The 20925-nt window shown below is 32.7% G+C and carries 21 protein-coding genes and 1 other annotated feature (1 of these 22 only partly in view); of the genes, 10 read left to right on the plus strand and 11 right to left on the minus strand.

Going from position 1 to position 20925, the window contains the following annotated elements:
* Positions 1–241: 241 nt before the first annotated feature.
* Positions 242–526, minus strand: coding sequence for a hypothetical protein (locus ABF682_RS10095; protein ID WP_415619732.1), 285 nt, complete (start codon positions 524–526; stop codon positions 242–244).
* A 411-nt stretch (positions 527–937) separates the two neighbouring features.
* Here ABF682_RS10095 and ABF682_RS10100 point away from each other — a divergent pair, with 411 nt between their 5' ends.
* Complete coding sequence (locus tag ABF682_RS10100) at positions 938–1285, plus strand: HicB family protein (RefSeq protein WP_415619733.1); 348 nt, start codon at positions 938–940, stop codon at positions 1283–1285.
* A 585-nt stretch (positions 1286–1870) separates the two neighbouring features.
* On the opposite strand, the gene ABF682_RS10105 is transcribed toward ABF682_RS10100, so the two are convergent.
* Both ABF682_RS10105 and ABF682_RS10110 read right to left on the minus strand, forming a co-directional pair.
* Entirely contained in the window at positions 1871–2557 is a 687-nt protein-coding gene (locus ABF682_RS10105) for a hypothetical protein (protein ID WP_415619734.1), read from the minus strand.
* A 360-nt stretch (positions 2558–2917) separates the two neighbouring features.
* Positions 2918–3394 (minus strand): MarR family winged helix-turn-helix transcriptional regulator, encoded by a 477-nt coding sequence (locus ABF682_RS10110; RefSeq protein ID WP_415619735.1) that lies wholly within the window; start codon positions 3392–3394, stop codon positions 2918–2920.
* A gap of 175 nt (positions 3395–3569) precedes the next feature.
* Between ABF682_RS10110 and ABF682_RS10115 the strand changes: the two genes are divergently transcribed.
* The 7 genes from ABF682_RS10115 to ABF682_RS10145 all read left to right on the plus strand — a co-directional run bounded on the left by ABF682_RS10115 (position 3570) and on the right by ABF682_RS10145 (position 11119).
* The gene (locus tag ABF682_RS10115) at positions 3570–4466 is read left to right on the plus strand and encodes an AvrD family protein (protein ID WP_415619736.1); all 897 of its coding nucleotides are present in this window, start codon (positions 3570–3572) and stop codon (positions 4464–4466) included.
* 9 nt (positions 4467–4475) lie between these two features.
* Positions 4476–5258: an AAA family ATPase gene (locus ABF682_RS10120; protein WP_415619737.1), complete on the plus strand. Its 783-nt coding sequence runs from the start codon at positions 4476–4478 to the stop codon at positions 5256–5258.
* Positions 5259–5273: 15 nt separating this feature from the next.
* Entirely contained in the window at positions 5274–5966 is a 693-nt protein-coding gene (locus ABF682_RS10125) for an ABC transporter ATP-binding protein (protein WP_415619738.1), read from the plus strand.
* Positions 5967–8219: an ABC transporter permease gene (locus ABF682_RS10130; protein WP_415619739.1), complete on the plus strand. Its 2253-nt coding sequence runs from the start codon at positions 5967–5969 to the stop codon at positions 8217–8219. It abuts the gene before it with no gap.
* A 460-nt stretch (positions 8220–8679) separates the two neighbouring features.
* Entirely contained in the window at positions 8680–9303 is a 624-nt protein-coding gene (locus ABF682_RS10135) for a sugar O-acetyltransferase (protein ID WP_415619740.1), read from the plus strand.
* Positions 9304–9663: 360 nt separating this feature from the next.
* Entirely contained in the window at positions 9664–10194 is a 531-nt protein-coding gene (locus ABF682_RS10140) for a GNAT family N-acetyltransferase (RefSeq protein ID WP_415619741.1), read from the plus strand.
* Between the two features lie 454 nt (positions 10195–10648).
* Positions 10649–11119 (plus strand): nucleoside 2-deoxyribosyltransferase, encoded by a 471-nt coding sequence (locus tag ABF682_RS10145; RefSeq protein WP_289978210.1) that lies wholly within the window; start codon positions 10649–10651, stop codon positions 11117–11119.
* Between the two features lie 50 nt (positions 11120–11169).
* Here ABF682_RS10145 and ABF682_RS10150 read toward each other — a convergent pair whose 3' ends face one another.
* Both ABF682_RS10150 and pnuC read right to left on the minus strand, forming a co-directional pair.
* Positions 11170–11577 carry a S24/S26 family peptidase gene (locus ABF682_RS10150; RefSeq protein ID WP_289978212.1) on the minus strand — a complete coding sequence of 136 codons (408 nt, stop codon included), beginning with the start codon at positions 11575–11577 and terminating at the stop codon, positions 11170–11172.
* Between the two features lie 761 nt (positions 11578–12338).
* Positions 12339–13148 carry a nicotinamide riboside transporter PnuC gene (gene pnuC, locus ABF682_RS10155; protein WP_415619742.1) on the minus strand — a complete coding sequence of 270 codons (810 nt, stop codon included), beginning with the start codon at positions 13146–13148 and terminating at the stop codon, positions 12339–12341.
* 171 nt (positions 13149–13319) lie between these two features.
* Between pnuC and ABF682_RS10160 the strand changes: the two genes are divergently transcribed.
* Positions 13320–13613, plus strand: coding sequence for a SemiSWEET family transporter (locus ABF682_RS10160; protein ID WP_415619757.1), 294 nt, complete (start codon positions 13320–13322; stop codon positions 13611–13613).
* A gap of 277 nt (positions 13614–13890) precedes the next feature.
* Here ABF682_RS10160 and ABF682_RS10165 read toward each other — a convergent pair whose 3' ends face one another.
* The 3 genes from ABF682_RS10165 to ABF682_RS10175 form a co-directional block, all read right to left on the minus strand.
* Complete coding sequence (locus tag ABF682_RS10165) at positions 13891–14319, minus strand: hypothetical protein (RefSeq protein ID WP_289978221.1); 429 nt, start codon at positions 14317–14319, stop codon at positions 13891–13893.
* A gap of 168 nt (positions 14320–14487) precedes the next feature.
* Positions 14488–15087, minus strand: coding sequence for a YiiX/YebB-like N1pC/P60 family cysteine hydrolase (locus tag ABF682_RS10170; RefSeq protein WP_415619743.1), 600 nt, complete (start codon positions 15085–15087; stop codon positions 14488–14490).
* A gap of 7 nt (positions 15088–15094) precedes the next feature.
* Positions 15095–15772 carry a GIY-YIG nuclease family protein gene (locus ABF682_RS10175; protein ID WP_289978225.1) on the minus strand — a complete coding sequence of 226 codons (678 nt, stop codon included), beginning with the start codon at positions 15770–15772 and terminating at the stop codon, positions 15095–15097.
* 510 nt (positions 15773–16282) lie between these two features.
* Between ABF682_RS10175 and ABF682_RS10180 the strand changes: the two genes are divergently transcribed.
* Complete coding sequence (locus tag ABF682_RS10180) at positions 16283–17164, plus strand: GNAT family N-acetyltransferase (RefSeq protein WP_415619744.1); 882 nt, start codon at positions 16283–16285, stop codon at positions 17162–17164.
* Between the two features lie 114 nt (positions 17165–17278).
* Here ABF682_RS10180 and ABF682_RS10185 read toward each other — a convergent pair whose 3' ends face one another.
* From ABF682_RS10185 to ABF682_RS10195, 3 genes are all read right to left on the minus strand, one after another.
* Positions 17279–18421 carry a trans-sulfuration enzyme family protein gene (locus tag ABF682_RS10185; RefSeq protein ID WP_415619745.1) on the minus strand — a complete coding sequence of 381 codons (1143 nt, stop codon included), beginning with the start codon at positions 18419–18421 and terminating at the stop codon, positions 17279–17281.
* 229 nt (positions 18422–18650) lie between these two features.
* Positions 18651–19772 (minus strand): trans-sulfuration enzyme family protein, encoded by a 1122-nt coding sequence (locus ABF682_RS10190; protein WP_289978229.1) that lies wholly within the window; start codon positions 19770–19772, stop codon positions 18651–18653.
* Positions 19773–19777: 5 nt separating this feature from the next.
* Positions 19778–20587 (minus strand): homoserine O-acetyltransferase/O-succinyltransferase family protein, encoded by an 810-nt coding sequence (locus ABF682_RS10195; RefSeq protein ID WP_415619746.1) that lies wholly within the window; start codon positions 20585–20587, stop codon positions 19778–19780.
* Between the two features lie 125 nt (positions 20588–20712).
* Positions 20713–20925 (minus strand) — a binding site (T-box leader) (it continues 25 nt past the right edge of the window).

Raw genomic sequence — 20925 nt, forward strand, 5'->3', positions numbered from 1 at the left:
TGAATTGATTTTCTCATAAAGATTTCTCATCAACAGCGGTTGACAAAGAGCCATTTTGGCTCTACAATATTGGGTGTTGAAAAAAACGTAAATTAGAAAAAAGCAGAAATTTTACGAAAACGAACTTCTCCGCAAATTTCCGCTTGAAAAAGTTTTATTATGTATTTGTAGCCTAAGTAGCTACAAAAAGAACTAATAAGATTGGTAGAAAATGAAAAATAAGATAGATAGTCCATATAGATTAGCTATTTTTTTTGGAATCTTCATCTTGAGGTTGTAGACTTTTTAAAATTTTGTCATTTTGAGCTAACAATACCCAATTTTGTTCAACTATAGCTCTTAAATATGCTGCAATTGCTTTTTCGTTACCGTAGTCACTAGACATTATTCTTTTGCTATTTCTTAGGAGTTGTTCATCATCAAGTTCATTTAAAATATTTTTTACTTGCCATAGTGCATCATCATTCAATTCAGATAATCCTCTGTCTTCTAAAATACCTGTGATGTGCTTGTTGCTAAATAGCATATTTTTCACCTCCTGTATTATAGACTTACAAGTATATAATATCATGTAAGTGTAAATATTTTAAGTAATATGGTTAGATTGTTTATAAGCCGAAAATTTGACATAGAGATAGAGAATAATACTTTTTCAAGACATACTGTTGCCACACTCAAAGTATGATTTGTCAAAGTGAGGATACGTTAAAATTAATCTCTTTGATCGCAGGAATATATTTTCAGGATGATTAGGTAAACTAGATATATTATCGCTCTTTTAAGCATCCATTGTACTGCTTTTTATAACTATTTTTTTCTAAAATCCATTGGTTTCGATACGCATAGAGCTTATTATAGTGGCTGTAAGGAGGAACATTACTGTGCTGATGAAAACGGGGGATTTTAGAAAAAAGTTCATAATAGGGAAGATAATGTATTGAAAGTTTCATTCGCTAATTTTCCTGAAGCAATAACATTCGGTGAGACACCAGCTGATGCTTATAAGTATGGGAAAGAAGCTTTAATTTTGGCTTTAGATGGTAAAACTAACTTTCCTGGACCAGCGAAACTAAGGAATAATGTCGAGATTGATTCACAGAAATATGATGACGTTTTTCAACTTCCTTTTGAAGTTTCTAAATCTGAAATAAAGGGTTCTGTTAAATACGAAACGGTTAAGAAAAACACAACCATTCCAAAGTATTTGGCTGATGAAGCAGCTAAACGAAACATTAACTTTAGTCAAATATTAACAGAAGCTTTGAAAGAAAAGCTAGAAGTTTAGAAGGCAAGCTACTATAAATGTAAGGCAATCATGATAATTATGGTTGTCTATTTTTATACAAAAATTTAAAGGAATGACATTAGTGGATGAACTATAGCACACACAAGTTCAAGCATAAGCATAATAGATGGGAGAGTGATGAACGATGAGATAAAGATGAGTGATATTTGTTATCGGATTAGTAATGATAATGCTGTACTTGAGATATACATCAAGAGAGAACAAGCAGTATAACACTCAGTATGTTACTAAGAGTGAATTAACAGCTAAATTTTTTTAATGAGCCTTTCTCGATATATTGCTAGCTCAATATTTTTTTCTATAAGATATAATAATATTTTGGTTTTGTCCTCACTAATTGGAAGATCAATTTCACTTGAAATAAGAGGATATTTTTTATTGCCAATTTTTTCTGATTGCTTTTCTTTTTTGCAGTAATCCACTTCCAGTTTCTTAAGTCAGATGGCTTTATTAGGAAAAAATTAAATAAATAGTGAAAAACATATGTATTCAAATTACATAAAGCAAAGTACATGTATTCACACTAACTGAAAAAATTTTAATATCATGAGTATTTAGTATTTCTTAGTTTTGGGTTTGTGCAGTATCCACATATTTTTTTGCATTGGGGGTAGAGGAAAGTTGCCAGGTTAAAGTACTGTTATCAGCGTATGTTTTGTCGGTAGTACTAAAAATAGGAGAACCATTATTTATTGAATAGTTAAAAGTAATATCGCCTATTGTGATAGTAGTATCAGTTATTGAATAATTTTGTGAATATGCTGAATTCATAGACAGCACACGAACTTCTGAATCATTTAAAATATATCCAATTTTAGCATTATCATGTACTGTATTTTGAGGGGCTTTATTTTCATCCATTGCCTGATCAACATTTTCTCCATTATATAGAATTGGTCCAATTGAAAAACCATTTGCTAGGAATTTTTTTGCAATACTGGTGCTATCAGCTGAACTTGTGGTGTTACTGGAACTAGATGAGGACTTTTGAGGGTTTTCTGTTACAGCATTCGAATAGGAAGAGGATACATCTGAATTTGAAGAAGCTCTTTTTGAACCTTTTACTTTTTTTATTTTGCTAGTATCAGTAGAAGAGGTAGAACTTACTTCGGAAGAAAGATTTGAATTGAGTCCCCTCAGAATCAAAAAAGATGAAGTACTTATAATTATTACTATTCCAATGATTATTGATATGACAATTTGGTATGTATATTTTTTAGTAGAATTTTGATTGAAGTGTTTTTTTGACATTTATTATTCCCCCAAGTTTGAATCTAAAAAAATTCTAACACGATAATAGGGGAAAAATGAAATAAAAAAACCTACCATAGTAGTAAAGTTACTTGTCTATTTGAATTAAATTAATATTGCATGAAAAGACACTACTATATTTTACTATAAAAAAATCAACTTTCAAAAGTTAGATTTTTGGTTTAACTTTTGGAGGTTGATCCAGTATGAAGTGCTTAGTGATTGTTAGACAAATATTCCAATGATTGTGGGAGCCCTTTTTGCATTGGACTCTTTGTCTAGATAATTTTGATTGGTAAATTTATACTTTTTTAGTTCTCTAACACATTAGCTAGTAAGAGTTATTTCTTAAAAACTATATCACTGTTTCCATTCCTCGGGGTACCTTAGCTTTATTTTCGTACCTGAATCCGTCTGGTTTAAATAAGTTTTAAAAATTTTAATTAGTTGATCTATTGAACTGACATCATCAATTTGCTGTAAAATGAACAAATTTAAACGATGACTGGCTTCATTAATGCCGGGCAATAACAACTCTCCTTTTTCTGTTAACGATAAAACATTTTTCCTTCGATCTTTTTTATCCACTAATTTATCAACGAAACCTTTGTTAATTAGCGATTGAACTAAGCGACTGGGGGATCCTTTTTCACAAATTAATAATTGACCAAGTTCCTTTAATGATAGTGGCCCAGATTGAGATAGAATCATCAATACTTCTGCTTGGTTCGTAGTAAGTCCATAAGTATTAAGCATATTGTTAAATACGCTGGTTGATTCACGTTCACTTCCTTTAATTAAAAATCGTAAAAGCTCAACTTTTTTTTCTATTAACATACGAAAATCTCACACGCTCCTCACACCTTTGGCTATTTAGAACTATTCTAACTGAAAAGTGTACAGATGTCATTATATTTAATTGACATGTATTTAAATTAATAATATTATAGTAATCAATGACATATCATGTATGACATGTCATTGATTACTATAAAAATGAAGGGGGTATTTTATGAACGCGGACGATATTCTTGGTAATTATGAGACTCGCTATTTTGGAGCTGGACATAAACACACAACTTACGCTATTACTGATGTCAAAAAGAATACTAGAAATAATTACGTTGCTATAGCAAGAATTGATTTTAATGCAGATCAATGGTCAATAAAAAATGGGGTTCAACAAGTAGCACATGTTAGTACTATAGATGCTATTACTTTAAGTTACTTGATGATTGAAAAAGTGGTAGTTCCGCTAAACTTGGACAATTATTTTATTCAGAAATTTGATTTTAAAGCTGGTAGTAATGCTATTGAAGACCTTGACAATATTGATATGGAACTTATGAATCTTTCTTTTGATGATCCTACAATATCTTTTAAAACTGTACTTGAGGGAATGAAGGTATCAATTGTGCTCAAAAAACTCGAATTTTATAAAAAAAAGGAATCTACTTCCATTGATTCCTCTAGCTTTTTAGATAATCATTTAAAAGATACTTGTTTAAATATTGATGAAGTTAATTATTTAGGAAATTCAGGACTTTCTACCCGCATTAATCATGAACGAAAGAGTCAAGCTACATACCATGGGCTGGGAAGTTGTCTTCAGAATCACTTATCAATATTAGAATGGTTAATTGTATTTTCACAAATTGGCGAAATTATGGCGTACAACTATGATCATATGACTCGTCAATGTTCAAATAATTTATGGATGAAGCGTATAACAGCCACTTTCAATGAAGATGCTACTCTAAGTTACCCTATCAGAACAATTAGTGAAATTACGAAAGCTTCTATCATTAAGATGAACGGAAATAGCTGGCGCATTCTTAAAGAAAAAGGCTCTGATATTAATAACGAAGTGTTTTTTGAAGCTAAAATTACACATCAATTACCACAATAGGAGAAGTATATGACAAGCTTAGGTAAAAACAAACGAATTGTTATTTCAGGAACTTATTCTACTGGAAAAACAACCACAACAACTGCACTTTCAATTGCTACTGGTATTCCAATGATTAACGCTCTTTCTGCTCGAGAAATTCTAACTGATCTATATCCTGGGAGGAGATTTCAAGATATGACGGCTACCGAGTTAATGGCTCTAGGTTTAAAAAGATTTGAAGAGAGAATTCGGGCCGAAGAACAAGCTTTATCTCAATATGGTAGTTTTATTTCTGATGGATCTGTACTTAATGAGTGGATTTACGGAACAGTTAGAATGAAAGTTGGTATTAATCCTGGTTCAACTCTGCCACATCGTATTTCCAAGAAAATTATTGGCTTTACATCTAAGCCTTTTGTAAATAAGTATCTCGAAAGTTATGGAGTTGTGGTAAATAAACATGCAAAAAAATGGTATACGGATATTATCCACCTGCCAATAGAATTTCAAATGAATCCAGACGGACACCGACCAGTTTCAGAAAAGTATCGTAAATTGTCAGATCAAGAAATCGTAAACTCATTCAAAGATATTGGTTTCTCACCTTATTATGTAAAGGGCTCTATTTCAAATAGACTAGAGACTATTATTAATTATCTTGAACTTACTAAAATAATGTCTATAGATAATGCAATAACATTGGCACAACAAAAAATTAAGGAGAATAGAGAAATGGTTTCTCAGCGTATTATCGAACAATATCACGAACCAACCTTAAAAGAAAAAATTAAACTAATGACCAAATATTAATGAAAGGAGAAACTAATGATTAAATTTTCTAATATTAATAAAGAATACCAAGTTGGAAATCAGTTTGTAAAAGCACTTAATCAAGTTAATTTTGAAATTGAGTCTCACCAACTTACTGTAATTTTAGGACCCTCTGGATCGGGTAAAAGTACACTTTTAAATATTTTAGGTGGTATGGATCGACCGACAAAGGGGAACATTAGTTTTAATAAACAACAGATTAACAAATTGAATGATCACGATTTAACATCATATCGGCGAAAAGTGGTCGGCTTTGTTTTTCAATTTTATAATTTAATTCCAAGCTTAACGGCATTAGAGAACGTTGCCATTGCAGCACAACTTAATAGCAATGATAATTTATCTGAGAATTATCTCAAATCAGTTGGACTTGAAGAACGAATGAATAATTTTCCAAATCAGTTATCAGGAGGGGAAATGCAGAGGGTTTCTATTGCTAGAGCTCTAGCCAAAAAGCCTAAGCTTTTATTATGTGATGAACCAACTGGAGCACTAGACTCCACTACTAGTATGAAAATTTTAGGAATTCTACAAAATATCGCCAATACTACAGATACTGCAGTCGTTATGGTTACACATAACCCGGAGTTTGAACGTTATGGCAATCGAATTATTCGGTTAAAAGATGGTGAAATTGAATCAATAAATGACAACGAACGACCATTACTGGTAGGTGAGACAGAATAAATGAAGTATTTAAATAGAAAACTACTACGTGACGTTAAAAATAACTGGGCCCAATTTTTTTCAGTTTTTCTAATGGCTTTGTTGTCTATCATTGTCTTTGTTGGACTTCAAGGAGCTTGGCACGGACTACAGAACAGCGTAAATGAATTTGTTAATAACTCAACCTTAGCCAATTACTGGACTCAAAGTAGTTCTGTTACTGACGCTGACCTTAAGAAAATAAGTAACCTTTCTGGAATATCTAACGCTCAACGGGGAACAAGACTTCAAGTAAAACAAAATAAATACCATTTAATTATTGACTCATATGAACATCCTATTTCTCAATCATATGTCGTTAAGGGGAAAAAATATAATAACCAAAGTTTAGATGGAATTTGGATTAATAAGGAATACGCTCGTCATCATCACTTATCTATAAATGATAAATTGAAAGTTTCCATAAATAACCAAACTGTATTTTTTAAAGTTAAAGGAATAATTCAAAGTCCTACTCGAATTTACTTTACCGGGACACAAGAATTTATTGCTCCTAATTATTCCAACTATGGTTATGCTTATATTTCCCCACGTGCGCTAAAAAAGCAACTAGATTACCAGGGTCCTTATAATATTGTGGAAATAAAAGGAAAACATCACAGTATGCGCAAATCAACTGAAGCGATTTTTAACAGACGTTTAATCTCATTCAATTCTCGATCAACTCTTCCAGATGTATCAAATGCACTAGATCGTGTTGGACAAATTCGTAATCTTTCCTACTTATTCTCGTTTATTTTCATCCTATTAGCCATATTAGCAATGTATACCACAATTCAAAGACTAATCAAAAGTCAGTATGATATAATTGCCACTTTTAAAGCACTTGGTTTTTCTAATTTTAAGGTTGGACTTCATTATGCTAGTTTTGGTTTGCTTGTAGGAGGATTAGGGTCTTTAGCAGGATTAATAATTTCACCTGATATTTCTTGGTTTGTTTTGAAAAGTCAACAACAAATGTTTTCCATACCTCATTGGAACATTTCCTACACATATAGCGTGATATTTGTAGTCCTAGGTGTCATTTCAATTTGTATTTTATCTGCTTTTTTTGCTGCTAGGAGTGCCACGAGAGGGCTTCCTGCTATCTTTCTTCGTGGTAAAGAGGAAAGTACTGCTCATAAAATATTTATTGAACATTGGAAATGGTTATGGACCCACCTGCCATATGCTGGTAGGTGGGCGATTAGAGATGTCTTTATTAACCGAACTCGTACTTTAATGGGAATTATTGGCGTTGCAGGTGGTATGATGCTTATGATAGCAGGAGTTGGTATGCCTCAATCTATGAACCATTTAGTCGATAAAGCATATACGCAAGATTTTACTTATGATAAGCGTCTTACGGTCAATAGTTATTCTCAATACTCATCTAAACACCCACAAGCAAAGCAGTGGGTACAGCTAAGCCCTGCTCATTTTACCCCTGATGATGGCTATAATCGTCTTCTTGTAATTGTAGGGCCTGGTAATAGCGTTAATGTTAAGACCACTACAGGTGGAACTATTAAAAATGGTGGCTTTTATGTAACTCAAGGTTTTGCTAAAAGAGCTAATATAAAAATTGGTGATAAGCTAAAGGTTAATACCTTTGGTTATAATAAAAATTATCGATTCAAAGTTAAGGGAATTATTACTAGTGAAACAAATCAAGGAGCTTATATAACTAAAAAAACCTGGGAAAAAGCAGGTGGAGCTTTTACTCCTTCAACTTTGCTAGTTAAAAAGAATTATACTCACAACAAAAATGAAATTAATTCGACTATTAAAATTAGAGATCAAAAAAGCAATGCTTATAATTTTGTTAATAACCTAATGAGTATTTTTATTTTGATTATTGTTTTTGGAGCCTTGTTAATCGTAATCGTTTTGTATAATCTTGGCTCGTTAAGTTTTGTTGAGCGTACTCGTGATTACGCAACGCTACGTGTTTTAGGAACACATCGTAATGAGATTCGTAATTTAACATTAATAGAAAATTTAATTACTACTTTTGTAGGTTGGATTATTGGAATTCCTGCGGGAATCTGGTTCTTAGGACGATACGTTAGCATCTTTTCAACAATTAATCTTGAATATACAAGATACTTTGATTGGAAAACGATTGGTATATCTAGTATTTTTGTGTGGCTTTGTTCTTTGTCGACGACTTTATTTATTAGTCGTCGAGTTAAGCAGATCGATATGGTTCAGGCATTAAAAGGTGTTGAATAAATGTTCTTTTAGGACGAAGCACAGGATAGTAATAAAAATTGTAACTTATAGTGCTTAAAAATTGCCTAGAACTCTGATCCTATCCTAGTATTTGGTACATAAATACTCAGACACTTGTGACATAATTAAATAGCTAGGATGGAAGCATTCTTCTGTTGAAAATATTTCTAGTAATTCCATTGCAAATCTATCAGCTTCTGACTCCATTTTATGCTTAGTTGTTCTATTAAGATAATAATTCTGTATTCCATCGTGTAAAACTAACTGTTCAAATTCATAAGCACAAATCGCTGGTTATGTATAAAAAGTAGAACAATGGTATATTGAACATAAGATATTAAGTGTTATTCAGATAATACTTCTTTTTGTAAAGCTGCCTAATGTAGCGATAAAGTATAAATAAAAAATGTGAGGAGAAAAAATTATCAGAGATAAAAATACAGATTTACAATATCAACATATGATTGAGGGAGAACTTTATCATCAAGATAAAGTTCTGTTTGAACTCAACATGCAGGCACGCGATAAACTTTTTGATTATAATCATTTAAGATATCGTGATTTAGACAAACGTAAAGCAATACTGAATGATTTATTAGGTGAGGCTGGGGAAAATATTTTTATAGAATTACCATTACAGGTTGATTATGGATTTAATATTCACATAGGCAAAAATTTTTTTGGAAATAATAATCTTACAATGGCGGATGCTGCAAAAATAGTCATTGGTGACAATGTATTAATTGGCCCTTATACAGGTATTTATACTGGAGGTCATAGCATTGATCCAGAATTGAGAACTAAAGAAGGAGCAGAGTATGCTTTTCCAGTGACTATTGGTAATAATGTCTGGCTGGGGGCAAATGTTACTATTACGCCTGGCGTCACAATTGGTGATAATACAGTAATTGGTGCAGGGAGTGTTGTTACAAAAGATATTCCAGGTAACGTTGTGGCATATGGAAATCCTGCCAAAGTGGCAAGAAAAGTCAACAATCAAGATAGTGAATATTATTTTAAAGGTCATAAAACTCCACAAGATTTCATAGATAGATTAAAGCGGGGCGAAACTTTCCATCGATAGGCACATATAAATTATGTCATTTATTTTTATAGTACTGTAAGTAAGTGTAAAAAATTTGGTTTTTAGAATACTTCTATTTTAGTCGTTTAGAAGGACAATCGAAGGTGTGATATAAGTCGGAGAAATCTGAGTATTAGCTTGAAACTACGAACATAGTGAGCACTTTGTTATGAGTAATTCTAAGTTAGATGGATGGAAGATTTTGATTTATCAAACATATTTATCCGTAATAATATAGAAGGGCTGAGGCAAAAGTTAAATTTTGACCCAGCCCCGTGCTACAGAAATTGAAAGTGTGTCTATTTTTATTTGGTACTATTGTATAATTGCTGGAACTATAATAAAAAAGGAATAACGAAGATGAATTTGAGAATAATCGATAAAGATGATGAACAAAGCTTACTTCTTCAAAATGAAGCTTTTGCTATTTTTGGGGAAATAAATATAAAGAGAAATAGTGGAAAATGGGATTACGAAATAGAAAAATATGATCAAAAGGATGTACGAAAACAAACTTTTCCAGATGAAAACTATAAATTAGAAGATATTAATAAAAACGGATTTGCTATTGGAGCTTTTGACAAGGGGAAAATTATTGGATTAGCAATTTTTAACGATCAGTGGAATAAATATTTGTACTTAGAAGACTTGAAAGTTAGTGAAAAATATAGACGAAAGAGAGTTGCCCACTTACTTCTAAAATTGGCAGAAAAAATAGCAAAAGAGAAAAAGTACAAGGGATTTTGGACCATAGGACAAAATAATAATGTTGCAGCCTGTATGTTTTATTTGAAATATGGTTTTGAAATTGGTGGACTGGATACTAAAGTCTATGATCATACTTCTCAAAATGGGAAACAAAACATACATTTTTATTATGATTTTCTCTAACAGGATTTGATAAGTATAATTAGCAATAACTATTAGGATAGCAACTAATTGTATAAAACAGTAATAAATGCTAGTTTAAAGGTAAAATAATTATTAACTCACGGAACGGGGCTGGGTCAAAAGTTAAATTTTGGTTCAGCTCTTCTATTTATTCCGAATAAACGTGTTTTATAAGTCAAACCCCTCCGTCTCACCTCGAATTACTCATAGCAAAGTACTCGCTATGTTCGCAATTTCGAGTTAATACTCAAATTTTCCCGATTTATGGCACACTCCTGAATCAAAATTCGATTTTTGAAATAATCCACTTCTCATTCTCTGGGATTCTAATTCTTAGGCGACCTAATATTTACTTTGAAAGTATTTAATTTATGGGCTTTGCAATTACAATTTAATTTGTTAATATTGGAAATAGTCTTGAAAAGAGTACAACTTTCATAGAGGAGAATAAGTAATGGCAAAAACAGTATATTTTGGAGCGGGTTGGTTTACTTCTACACAAAAAAGGTCTTATGAAATTGCAATGGAATCATTGAGAATTAATCCAAGTGTTGATTTGGAGCATTCATATGTTCCGCTGGATCACCAATATAAAAATATCCGTGTGGATGAACATCCCGAGTATCTTCATGATAAAGAATGGGCTATAGCGACGTTTAATGGTGACATTGTGGGAATAAAAAGTTCCGACATAGTATTGTTTACATATCTTCCGCTTCAAGAAGATATTGGTTGTGGAGTCGAATTAGGATATGCAAAAGCTATTAATAAATTCATAGTAGTTGCAATTCCAGATGAAGAATGGGGTAAACCTATTAACCTTATGTCATTTGGTACGGCCGACATATTTATTAAGTTGAGCGAATTAAAAAACTATGATTTTACAAAACCTGCATTTAATTATTATGAAGGTGCAGTTTATTAAAGAATGCTAAGTAAGGATAAAAAAGTATCTACTATTTTTACTTATAAAATTCAAGTGCAACTTTGATTTCGCAATAGATTGATAAAAGAAGTATTATTCAATCTATTAATCGAATAGAGAACCTTACCAGCCAAAGCAGAATTTTCAATTTCTGTTTTTTTTAATACGAATGACTTTTTATTTAAAAAGTCAGATAGGGGATGAAATTGAAGTTCTAATTTATTGAGATTTTCAACACGATAGAGATGGAAAAAGAACCCTTTGTCATTAGAAATGAATGCAACAATATCTTTTTCGTCAATGTAACTCAACTTATTATTTACAAATTTAGCTAGGCAAATAATATCATTACTTTTTAAGTATGGATTAGTACTTGTAGTTGTTACTGTGCTGTATTCTAGTTCAATATTAGTATATTTTTCATCAATAATACTGATAATTATATCTGAATTAGCCATTGTAAAACTCCTTTTTATGAAATAGCCGTATTTTTGGATGCAACACAATAAAATACGCAAAAAAATTGATGTTGACGGTAAAATCATCATAGCAAATGTTGTAGAGCCTTTTTGTCTAGTCACTTTTTTAATTTGATTAAAATTATATGTATTAATAAAATATAAATTTATCACGGCTTTTTAACAAATCAAACAGCTCTCTTTGCAGAAAATAACACACTTAATTTAAATATTTGTAGAGTAAATTCAATGTGCTTTAAAAGATATTAAATTAATTATTTTGAAATATTGCGTTCAGTAGCAAATCAGGTTAATTCCAAGTACTTATAAAATTTATGATTGCAGAGGGAAGTTCAAAAAAAGTAGTTTTATTTTAGACATCTTCTATATAATACATAACCTTTTTTTATAGTATAACTTATAAAAACTTAAACTCTTGTTGTTATCATAAAAAAAAGCGAGGGTGATAATATGGAATTTTTTAAAGCTATCAGAAACGCACTTTTACCATCTGTATTATTTTGGGCCGGGATATATCTGATAATAAAATTGTCAGTAGTAGTGATAAAGTAATTAGATTAGTTGAGAAATTAAAAGCTGTCAAAAAGATAATTGGCCTCCAAAGTCAGATTTTTCAACTTGGCTTTGGAGGTCAATTTTAAATAATAGCTTTATTCATGTCCATTATTGAGTAATTATATGATAGTCCTTTTTTGATTCACGGTTGTTTTTATACTGAATAATTAGGAATAGGCAGCCAATTAGCTGATTCTTTTCTGTTGTCCATAATACCAGAGATAGATGCCATATAACGAATTTATCAACATAATAATTTGAAGGACAAACATTGATGTTGATGCAGGACTGACAGTTTGTAGTTGATTATACCAGATAACAATATTGACCATATCTAGTGCAATCCATGCAATCCATTGTGAACGATAGCCGTATGTCATCAGAACTTGTCCCACAATACCGAGAGGTAAAAGAGTGGCATCTAAGTAAATTTGAGTCCCATTTAGTTTCTTGCTGAAAAAGAGAACTAAGAAATAGATGAGAAAAGTTACAACTAACCAGAATAATCCTTTCAACCATGAAAAACTGCGGGATGTCAGTTCATCGTTACTTGTTTGCTTTTTGATTTGACTATGCCAAACATATAAGCCGACAAATTGCATTATTAAATAAAATGACTGTGAGGCAATGTCACCAATCAAGCGATTGTTAATTGCAATTATCAGCCAAACTATACAGCCAAGTACGCCCCAACTATAGTTAGTCAAGCGTCCTTGATCAACAAGAATCAGGTTTAGTACCACTGCAATGCCTGTTATTAAGCCAATCCAGCCGGAAAAAGTATAATCGCTGCCAAAAATAAAAGAGATGATTGTTGCGATTAGCATGATACTCATCATGATTTTGGTGGTTCTACGTAAAGTTTTAAGCTCTAAAATATTTCTTTGAAGATTAAAGACTTGTACGAGTGCTTCAGAAAAATTATTGCTAAATTGTGAAAAAGGTGATAATGGTTTCTTAACGTTTTCCTTGTAAGCTTTTGAAATATTTTTCATATGAAGTCTCCTTATTTGTTTTTAGACAGCCGTGGTCGGACGCAACGCTGTTAGTCATATAAACTCTTAATAGATCTTACCCCTGTCTTGACATCTAGTCAATAACTTTTGAATTTGTACGATTTAATCTAATAGTTTACAATGGACTTTGAACTTATTTTACAATTGGCAATGGAGTTTAACTTGAGGAGGGTTTTTTTGAAAGAAGAAACAAGATTTATTCAAATTTTGGGGCGTATTGCGACTGTTCTTTCGGTTTTAATGTATGTTTCTTATGTCCCACAGATTCTGAGTAATTTGAATGGTCAATATGGTAATCCAATTCAGCCACTGGTTGCAGCAGTTAACTGCTTGTTTTGGTGTGTTTATGCTTATTTTAAGATGAACCGTGACTGGCCGGTATTTTTTGCAAATTTGCCAGGGATTTTTTTAGGAATTATTACTTTTGCTACAGCGTTGCATTAAAAACACTGCGTATAAGGATAAAAAGCTTGTGATTTTTTTCATTTTACACAACTTTTTTTATTTAATAGATTAAGATAAAATGAGGATATAAAGCAAATTGGTAAATTGTCGTTACAGATTAATTTGTTCACAGCTGATTTGCTTTAAGGTAGGCCTATGACATTCCCTATAGGTCTATTTTTAGCGTAAAAAAAGAACCCCCCAAAGCGTGAGTTCTAGTGTGTAGCTGATCTTCAAATATGGTACGTACTCACGCATTAAAAAGTTTCCCCATTTATTATTTTGAACTCTTGAGTTTATGACTTACAATTAGAGAATCTTTCTGCTTTTCAGAATGATTGACTTTGGTAATCTTGCGCTGTACTTTGTGAAAATCTAATGGTAATACTGAACTGCGACCATTCGTATTACTCAGCAAGTTAATTTTATTATAATCATTAGTAAATTTTTGTGGGTTATTTTTCTTTTTCTTGATTTTTATTGTTTTCAAAGTTTCTAGCTGGCGAATTTCTTTTTTAGTAGTATGGGGAGCATTAATGGAAGACCTATTTGAAGTCAATGGGACACTTAAAATGACAAATGGGAGTGCAATGACACAAATAACCAGTGGTCCCCAAGAAGTCTTTTTTAGATAAGCAGTGACTAAGAAAATGATAATACAAATAGAAATTGTAATGGCAAGTGTAAGTAATAATAAAGATAACATATTATCCTCCTGTTAAGATAGTTCTTTAATTCAATGATGAATGCTATTATGTGAGTTGTGTCAGCTAGCTAATAAAATTGTTTTGATAAAAAATAATGAGAGACATAACTTTTTCAACACACTATAATTCTACGACAAAATGTAATTAAATTATAGTATAAATTGCAATTATTCTCTATACAAAGTCGTAATAAAAACAGTTATGTCTTGCTTAAGTAATGAGTTTGGGCTTGAACCTGGTAACCCATTAGGAATTGGCAAGTTTAATTTTTTATAATAAGAAATCCATTCTGGTAATATTGATCCGCCAGAACCAAACGACATGGGTATTTGTGCGAAGAGGTTCGGATATAAGGCACAAACAAACTCAGAACAGTAGTAACCAGGTTGTTTTGCTATAAAGCTGTCATTATAGGGCTCCCCTAGTAATTTTTTCCCACGTCTTATCGCAGACTCGTGATTAGCTGTACTTCTTTTTAGTCGGTATACGTCAAGACTTTGCTGCTCAATTAGAAAGTCTGTCAAAGTTTCTCTAATGCATCCCTTTGCTGGTGTTGCGTGCAAGACAAAGAATCCAGCCAAACTGCGTTCTAAGATACCAACATGAGTGTAATTTTTATGAGCATTAAATTGAACTTCAATCTCACTAACTGTACTTTTAGCAATCATTTGTGATAAGTCATCGTTTGTGTCGGGAACAAAAAGTAAATCACCATTTTTTAGCGTATTTAATAATTGTTGTACGTTCATCTCATATAATTCCTTCATTAAAATATTATTCCAATTCTTGATTAACCATCGGTTTGATATCAGAGACAAGGATTCCATTATACTTGAACCAATCAAATCCATTACGATCCTTACCTTTTTCTTCATTAGGCAGAGTATGGTAGAAATCATAACAGCATATTGCTGCTCTAGAAAGTGTGTGTGCCTTTCCACAATGACATAAAACGTGATTTTTTTCATCTATTACTGTAACAACTATTTTGGAATCTTCCTTAAAAGTTAATTTTGCACCACTAGGAATGCTAAGATACTTAAAATTACGATTTGGACGTGTACCTATTTTTCTTTTTACGATTTTAAATGTTTTACCAGTCAGTTTTGCATTATATTCTTCTGGTCTGATAAATAAAGCATTTGTGTCATTAAAGGTCAACAATTCAAAAACACTCTTTACTTGATTGTAAGTCGCCTTGAAGAATTCTTTGGCTGAGCTTTCACGTTTGTCAGAGAGCGCCCTGTGTAAGATACGCTCAGCCTTTTTATAATTTTCAAGATATACTGCAAAAAGTAACAATGTAGGTTTGCCGTCTGGAATTCCGGTATCATTGAATTGTGCTAATCTGTGTTCAAGATTTTTTGTTTGGCCAACTTTGATGTATCCCGGAAATGATTTGTTTTCTAATGCATAGACAAAGCCGTAGTTTTCATATTTATTAGTTTCCATTTTATCAAGTCCCTTGGTTCTAAAATATTCAATATATGAAATAATTAGCAGCTTGTAAGTTTATAGGGTCGGTAACTAAGAAAATTTATGACTTTAAGCGTAAGATGAATTAGTACCTTGATCGACCAGAATTGTATTCCGTTAATTGGTTTTCAATATATTGGAAAATGTTAGATTGATTGATAATCATTATTTGAAGCTACCTAAATTGGGTATTATAAAGTACAGAGAGAAGTTTGCTGATGACAAAATCAAGTCAACTACTATCCAGTTAAGTCCACATGGAAAGGTTATACCCGACTAGTTTTTATTTTTACGGTTTTCAACTAGTACTTTGTCTTTACTGGTAAGCATACATAAGTTTGTTAAAGTTGTTTTTTCTACTCGCAAAATATCTCACCTCATTTTTTGCAATTATAACACAGTAATTAGAATGGAATTCGACATATCCAGCGTTCATGCTAGAATATTGCTATAAATTGATAATTTATGAGAGGCAGATAAATAATAATGGAATATAAAAAAGCTAAAGAACTCACTGCTGTAGAAAAACGAGAAGTGACACACTTGATTGAAAAAGTACATGAATATGATGGTTCGAAAAAAGATCCATATTTAAGCAGTCAATTTAATTATTATCCACAAATGCCAACCTTTTTTTCAGCTAGAAGTGCTGGAAAATTAGTTGGCCTTATTATGCTTTATGCAGATGGAGATCACAATGAATCTGTTGATGTATTCATGACAGTTGCACCACAAAATAGACACCAAAAAATTGGGACAAGGCTGTGGCAAAATGCGTATCAAGTTTTACGCGAATTTGGCTATCAGAATTGGGAGTTTATTACAGAGAAGAGTTTTTTGGACAACAATCCAGATTTTTTGAATAATTGGGGCCTAATTGCTGATCCTGAACCAGAATATCAGATGAGGCTAAATAAGACTAAGCAAAAATTCACAGTTACACGAACAAATTTTAAAATTCGATTACTTGAGTTAGAAGATGTTCCAATGGTCATACCAATTTATACAGAGTCGTTTTCTGACTCCTCAGCAAAAGAGGCAGAAAAATATTTAAGAAAGGGTTTAGCGGATGAGGCTAATAAAAACTTTGTCTTAATATATGATAAAAAAATTGTTGGCTGTTGCGCTGTTGATATTAGTGCAAAGAATGAATATTACTTATATGGAATTTTTGTTGCAAAGAAATATCGCAAACAGGGATTCGCACGTACTCTTATTATTAAGATAATAAAAAGGTTCTCAACTAAAAATTTGGATAGCAGAGATTACGTTCTTGCAGTTGATGGTTCAAATTCAATAGCACTTCATCTATACAGAAGCATTGGATTTGAAGTGGAAACCGAAGTTTATTATTTATACGAAAAATAATAAACTTAAGAGTTATACTAGACAGTTTGAACTAAACATAATCCAGAACAAAAAAACTATTTAATGCAGGTAAAAAAGTTTCTGTCAATAATAATTCAAAGAAATAAAATTAAGTTATTTTGCTGCATTCAATGCCTGCTCTAAATCTACGATTAAATCATCTGCATCTTCAATTCCGATTGCCAAGCGGACAAGGTTGGGTGAAATACCACAAGAAAGAAGTTCTTTGGCTGATAATTCTGCATGCGACATTTTTGCTGGTAATTCGGCAAGGCTTTCAACTGCACCTAGGCTTACTGCTAATTGAAACAATTTCAAATTATTAACAAATTTGATAACATTAATATTTTGAACTTCAAATGATAGAACTGCACCGAAATCCTTGCATTCATTTTTTGCGACATCATGTTCAGGAGTTCCCACAATCCCTGGATAATTAATCTTCTTAATGTCATTTCTTTTTTGAAGAAAAACCACGATTTTTTGCGTATTTAATAATTGTCGATCTAAGCGCACACTAAGAGTTTGAATCCCTCTGCGAATTAAGTTCGAGTCTTCAGGGGAGAGAATCCCACCGATAGCATTTTGGGAAAAATATAACTTATCTGATAATTTTTTGTTTTTAGTAACCACAATTCCAGCAATTACATCTGAATGCCCTCCAAGATACTTTGTAGCAGAATGAATAACTATGTCTGCTCCGAGATTTAATGGTTGTTGAAGATAGGGTGTTAAAAAAGTATTATCTACGATAACTAACAGGTTATTTTGCTGTGCAATCTCTGCAATAGCACGCACACTTGTGACGTGCAGAAGTGGATTTGTGATGGGTTCGAAATATATTGCTTTAGTATTAGGCTTAATAGCTGTTTTTACTGCGGCAGAATCTCGTGTGTCAACTGCGGTAAATTCAATATTCCAGCGCTTGAAGAATTGATTAAATAGTCGGAATGTTCCACCGTAGATCTGGTCTCCGATAACTACATGGTCTCCAGGTGAGAAGATTGAAAGTACCGCATGAATAGCTGCCATTCCAGATGAAAATGCGAAACCCCTATCTCCGTTTTCGAGCCGTGCGACTTGGTTTTCCAAAAATTCACGTGTTGGATTACCAGAACGAGCATAGTCCCAACGGACTGCAGATTCTGCATTGGGATAGGCATATGTGGTTGAAGTATAGATGGGTGGATTTACTGCTCCTGTTTTATTTTCCTTACAGGGTATTCCATGAACGAGATTGGTATTGAATTTACTCATTTAAAAGACTCCTTTATAGGGTCGGTAACTAAGAAAAATTATGATTTTAATCGTAAGATGAATTAGTATTTTGACCGACCAGAATTGTATTCTGTTAATTGGTTTCCAGTATATTGGAACTGGATTTGGGCTAAACCTTAGTAATAGAGTGAACCGCTGTCGAATACTGAAATGTATGAGATAAGTTATGCTTGTTCTTAGAAGCTCGGTACTTTAGTGCTGACGTAAGTCACTTTAATGCGTTTTTTAATTCGACAATCAAATCATTGCTATTTTCGAGACCAGTTGAGAGACGCAGTAAGTTTTCAGTAATACCCAATTTTTCTCTTTGTTCAACCGACATATCATGGTGTGTTTGCTTTGCGGGTATTGTAACTAAAGATTCGATTCCACCTAGACTTTCTGCAAACGAAATGATTTTCAATCTGTCGAAGAAAGCTGCCATTTTTGACTGATCCTTTAGGTAAAAACTAATCATTCCACCTTCACCAGGATAAAGGACTTTTGATACAGCAGGTGACTTCGATAAAAACTTAACAATTTTCTGTGCATTTTCTGTATGCTGTTTCATTCTAAGTGGAAGTGTTTTGAGACTCCGCAAAAGCAGCCATGAATCAAAAGGATCAAGGACAGCACCCGTGGTATTGAAATTAAATGTCAAAGTTTCGGCAGTTTTTGTATCTTTGCAAATAACTGCACCACCAAGAAGATCATTATGACCAGAGAGATATTTAGTAGCACTGTGAACTACAATATCAGCTCCAAGATTAAGTGGCTTCTGGTAGATTGGAGTATAGAAAGTATTATCCACAATGATTTTTATCTTAGAATTGACTTTGTGAACGAGTGCAGCAATTTCTGCAATATCTGTTTTTTTCATCGTAGGATTTGAAGGTGTCTCAATCCAAAGTGCGACAGTTTTAGTAGTAATTTTTTTGATAAGTTCATCATTATCTATTCCGTTCCACTGTGTGAAGTTAAAGCCATAATGTTCACTGAGATGGTCAAAATAGCGGAATGTTCCACCATATAAGTCATCCGTTGAGATGATCTCGTCACCACTTTTAAAGAGAGAGAATACTAATTCAATTGCAGCCATTCCAGAACTTAAAGCAAACCCCTTGGCACCTTCTTCCAGCAATGCGAGTGTTTGTTCTAGTATTTTTCGTGTTGGATTAGCCATTCTTGAATAAGCGTATTGCTTTTCATAGTCAAAGTTGTCTACATCGGATAGTTTGCCATGACGAAAAGTCGATGAGAGATAGATCGGAGTTGCGACCGTTCCATAAGGATCCTCTTGGCTATGATTTCCGGCTTGGGCCAAAAGTGTTTCAATTTCATATTTTTTCAAATTAGTTATTCCTTTCCCAGGGCAGTTGATACTTTTGTTGCAATAATATTATCTAGCCATTGGCGATAGAAGCTATTAGCTGTTGAATTCCAAGTATTGATGGGAATATCATCCTTATCAAAATAATTATTTGGTTTGTGGGGTGCAAGTCCTGCAAGTGAATCACGCTTATATTCCTGCGCTAAGGTGTCAGTTTGATATTCTAAGTGACCTGTCAAGTAGGTTGAGTGTAATCGCTCATTTTGAATTAATACAGCTCCAATTTCAGTATTTCCAGCCAGAATTTTCCCGTCAATCGAATTACGTAATGGAATTGTGAAGTAGCGTGAATGCGGGATAATTAAATTGTTGGTTGTATAGACACCTGCAATTTTTTTAGTAAGTTGTTGTCCTTTGAAAATTCCATCGATCTCTCCTGCAGCGTATGCACTCCAACAAATGAAAAGACTTTGGTTCGCGTGGGTTTTACGCCAATTTATTATCTTTGAAAATTCATTCCAATAATCGACTGCAGTAAAATTCAAACGATCTAGTGGAGCCCCAGTAATGATCAATGCATCATAGTAGTTTGAGCTGACTTCATCAAAAGTTGCATATTTTTCTAATGATTCACGAGCATTGTTCTTTAAAGTATGTGTTTTGGGCAAGCAAAAGGTTAATGTGATATCTCTTCTTGAATTTTTCAGCAAAGAGACAAATTGGCGCTCGGTTTCTGCACGATCAGGCATTAAATTTATTAGTAATACTGCCAATGTTTCTGGGTGGCTAGTATTTGTATTTTTGGTAAATCCATTGGTAATATAAATTACAGCCATTTTAATGTGCCTCCTTTTTTGCTAGTTTTTCTCTAATTGTCGGCGTTTCACAGTTACAATTAGATTAAGATTCATGATAATGCACCGTATTTTTGAATAAAAAAAGCCCGCAGTCTAAAAATAAACTGCGGGACGACTTGTCGTGGTACCACCCGGTTTTAGCTAAAGAAGCTCTCAAACGCACAAAATAAAATCTATGCGTGAACACTATAACGGGTGTACCCGTGTAAGGTTTACTTCATACAACAGCTCACCTTACTCAAACTCCAAGACCATCTTCATATTTTTGCAATAACCGAATCTCAGCAAAATCGGCTTTCTGTAATATTGCTTAAATA

It is taken from the genome of Liquorilactobacillus sp. (assembly GCF_047719775.1).
Lineage (GTDB): Bacteria > Bacillota > Bacilli > Lactobacillales > Lactobacillaceae > Liquorilactobacillus.

Bases quoted from the DNA above. Each gene is read 5' to 3' on its own strand.
- ABF682_RS10160 (WP_415619757.1), top strand. From the start codon at position 13,320: ATGGAGTTTAACTTGAGGAGGGTTTTTTTGAAAGAAGAAACAAGATTT.
- ABF682_RS10130 (WP_415619739.1), top strand. From the start codon at position 5,967: ATGAAGTATTTAAATAGAAAACTACTACGTGACGTTAAAAATAACTGG.
- ABF682_RS10170 (WP_415619743.1), bottom strand. From the start codon at position 15,087: ATGAAGGAATTATATGAGATGAACGTACAACAATTATTAAATACGCTA.
- ABF682_RS10145 (WP_289978210.1), top strand. From the start codon at position 10,649: ATGGCAAAAACAGTATATTTTGGAGCGGGTTGGTTTACTTCTACACAA.
- ABF682_RS10140 (WP_415619741.1), top strand. From the start codon at position 9,664: ATGAATTTGAGAATAATCGATAAAGATGATGAACAAAGCTTACTTCTT.
- ABF682_RS10115 (WP_415619736.1), top strand. From the start codon at position 3,570: ATGAACGCGGACGATATTCTTGGTAATTATGAGACTCGCTATTTTGGA.
- pnuC (WP_415619742.1), bottom strand. From the start codon at position 13,148: ATGAAAAATATTTCAAAAGCTTACAAGGAAAACGTTAAGAAACCATTA.
- ABF682_RS10135 (WP_415619740.1), top strand. From the start codon at position 8,680: ATGATTGAGGGAGAACTTTATCATCAAGATAAAGTTCTGTTTGAACTC.
- ABF682_RS10125 (WP_415619738.1), top strand. From the start codon at position 5,274: ATGATTAAATTTTCTAATATTAATAAAGAATACCAAGTTGGAAATCAG.
- ABF682_RS10110 (WP_415619735.1), bottom strand. From the start codon at position 3,394: ATGTTAATAGAAAAAAAAGTTGAGCTTTTACGATTTTTAATTAAAGGA.
- ABF682_RS10105 (WP_415619734.1), bottom strand. From the start codon at position 2,557: ATGTCAAAAAAACACTTCAATCAAAATTCTACTAAAAAATATACATAC.
- ABF682_RS10175 (WP_289978225.1), bottom strand. From the start codon at position 15,772: ATGGAAACTAATAAATATGAAAACTACGGCTTTGTCTATGCATTAGAA.
- ABF682_RS10195 (WP_415619746.1), bottom strand. From the start codon at position 20,587: ATGGCTGTAATTTATATTACCAATGGATTTACCAAAAATACAAATACT.
- ABF682_RS10185 (WP_415619745.1), bottom strand. From the start codon at position 18,421: ATGAGTAAATTCAATACCAATCTCGTTCATGGAATACCCTGTAAGGAA.
- ABF682_RS10120 (WP_415619737.1), top strand. From the start codon at position 4,476: ATGACAAGCTTAGGTAAAAACAAACGAATTGTTATTTCAGGAACTTAT.
- ABF682_RS10165 (WP_289978221.1), bottom strand. From the start codon at position 14,319: ATGTTATCTTTATTATTACTTACACTTGCCATTACAATTTCTATTTGT.
- ABF682_RS10095 (WP_415619732.1), bottom strand. From the start codon at position 526: ATGCTATTTAGCAACAAGCACATCACAGGTATTTTAGAAGACAGAGGA.
- ABF682_RS10180 (WP_415619744.1), top strand. From the start codon at position 16,283: ATGGAATATAAAAAAGCTAAAGAACTCACTGCTGTAGAAAAACGAGAA.
- ABF682_RS10150 (WP_289978212.1), bottom strand. From the start codon at position 11,577: ATGGCTAATTCAGATATAATTATCAGTATTATTGATGAAAAATATACT.